1 protein-coding gene is annotated in these 2,497 nt (G+C 72.4%); it reads left to right on the top strand.

Annotated features, from left to right (window positions below; genetic code table 11):
- Positions 1-175: 175 nt before the first annotated feature.
- Complete coding sequence (locus tag ACFU7Z_RS38670; RefSeq protein WP_380782829.1) at positions 176-2,464, top strand: right-handed parallel beta-helix repeat-containing protein; 2,289 nt, start codon at positions 176-178, stop codon at positions 2,462-2,464.
- Positions 2,465-2,497 lie beyond the last annotated feature (33 nt).

Raw genomic sequence — 2,497 nt, 5'->3', positions numbered from 1 at the left:
GCCGAGCACCCCGCTCGGCGCCGGGGCCGTTCGCGTGTTTCCGCGAGCTGTGAAATCCGTCTTGGCACGGGCCCCGGGCCGTGGCAGGATCCGCTCCGCCTTCCAGCCGACCGGCTCCGGACGGCGGGGGGTCGAAAGCGTCATCCACGCTTCAAGTTGCCCACGGGGGGCTCCTGTGTCCAGATTCCGTACAGCGCTGGTCGTCGGCGTGACGCTGCTCGGGGCGGTCGGTCTGCCGGCCGTCTCCGCGGGCAGTGCGGTCGCGGCGGGCGGCACGCTCCACGTCGACAACGCCGCGGGTGCGCACTGCACCGACAGCGGCAGCGGCGCCCAGTCGGCGCCGTACTGCACCATCGGCGCGGCGGCGGCCGCCGTCCAGCCGGGCCAGACCGTCGACATCGCGGACGGTACGTACATCGAGGACGTGACCGTCACCCGGTCGGGCACGGCCGAGGCGCCGATCACCTTCCGCGCCAGCAGGACGCCCGACGAGAACAACGGCGGCGGCCTCACCAAGATCGGCACGGGGGACAGGCCCGTCAACGGGTTCGTCGTCCGGGGCGCCGAGCACGTCCGGTTCGAGAACCTGACCGTCGCGGCGGTCCCCCAGAAGGCGGCCGTGCTGGTGGACGGCGCCCGTGACGTCTCCTTCGACAACGCCTACCTCACCGGTGGAACCGGCATCCACGTCACCAACGGCTCCGAGCGGGTGCTCCTCGGACACGGCGACGTCGGAAGGGTGCAGGGCCCGGCGGTCACCGTGGACGGCGGCTCCACCGGGACGGTCGTCACCACCAACGCGCTCATGCCCTACGCCGGGCCCGACATGACCGGGGTCCTGGTCAAGGACGCGCCGAACACCGTCGTGGTGGCCAACAACGTCACCTCGTCCTGCTTCGCCGGGATCGTGCTGGACGGCGGCTCGACCGGCGCGGTGGTCGAGAACAACCTGGTGAACACCGCCCTGTACGGCATGAATTCGTGCCGCGACCAGACCGCCCGCGCGACCGGGATCACCGTCGGCCCGAACGCCGTCGCGGGCACCAAGGTCGACTACAACGTGGTCGACCCGCGTAGCGGCGGCGCGGCCTACAGCTGGGCCGGGACGGCGTACGGCGACCAGCCGTCCTTCACCGCGGCCACCGGCCAGGGCGCGCACGACTTCGTCGCGCCGTCGTCGATCCAGAAGGGTCCGGACGCGCCGCCGGACCACGTGACCGACTCGGCGGACGAGAACGCCCCGGGCATGCTGCCGACCGCCATCGGCGGCGTCGCCGCGGTGGACGACCCCAAGGTCCCCAACACCGGTACGGGCAGCGGCTTCCGCGACCGCGGCGCCTACGAGAACGCGGACGTCGGCAGCGCCTTCACCCCAGCGGGCCCGACCCGGCTGCTGGACACCCGCCAGCCGATCGGCGTGCCGACGGCGCAGCCCGTCCCCGCCGGGGGGACCGTGGACCTGCCCGTCACCGGGGTGGCCGGGGTCCCGGCGTCCGGGGTGACGGCGGTGACGATGAACGTGACGGTGACCGAGCCGCAGGCCGACGGGCACCTCACCGTCTATCCGCACGGGGACGCGGCGCCGAGCTCGTCGAACCTCAACTGGACGGCCGGGAGGACGATCCCGAACCTGGTGACGGTGCCGGTCAAGGACGGCAAGGTGTCGTTCCAGAACGCCTCGGGCGGCACCGTGCACCTGATCGCCGACCTGGCGGGCTACTACAGCCCGAAGGGTTCGCTCTTCCACGCCCAGGGGCCGACGCGGCTGCTGGACACCCGGGCACCGATCGGAGTCCCGGCGGCGCAGGCCGTTCCGGCGTACGGCACCGTCGACCTCCCCGTGGCGGGCGTGGCCGGGGTCCCGGCGTCCGGGGTGACGGCGGTGACGATGAACGTGACGGTGACCGAGCCGCAGGCCGACGGGCACCTCACCGTCTATCCGCACGGGGACGCGACGCCGACCGCCTCCAACCTCAACTGGCCTGCCGGGAGGACGATTCCGAACCTGGTCACGGTGCCGGTCAAGGACGGCAAGGTGTCCTTCCAGAACGCCTCGGGCGGCACCGTGCACCTGATCGCCGACCTCGCCGGCTACTACACCGCCGAAGGCAGGGTCAGCTACCACCCCGACGGCCCCCAGCGCTGGATGGACACCCGCGACCCGGGCTTCCGGACACCGGCCGTCCCGGCCTGGGGCACCCTCGACCTGCCGATCCCGTACGGTCCGGCCGTCGCGGCGGTGACCCTGAACGTGACGGTCACCGAGCCGGGCACCGACGGGCACCTGACCGTCTACCCGCACGGTGACGCGGCGCCCAACGCCTCGAACCTGAACTTCCTGCCCGGCGAGACCATCCCCAACCAGGTGGTCGTCCTGGTCAAGGACGGCAAGGTGTCGTTCTACAACGCGAGCGGTGCTCCGCTGCACCTCGTGGTCGACGAGTTCGGCTACCAGGCGTACTGACCCCGTCCCGTAGGAAAACGGCCCCCGGAACCG

The organism is Kitasatospora sp. NPDC057518, assembly GCF_042802075.1.
Taxonomy (GTDB): domain Bacteria; phylum Actinomycetota; class Actinomycetes; order Streptomycetales; family Streptomycetaceae; genus Kitasatospora.
This window is presented reverse-complemented; position numbering and strand designations above follow the sequence as displayed.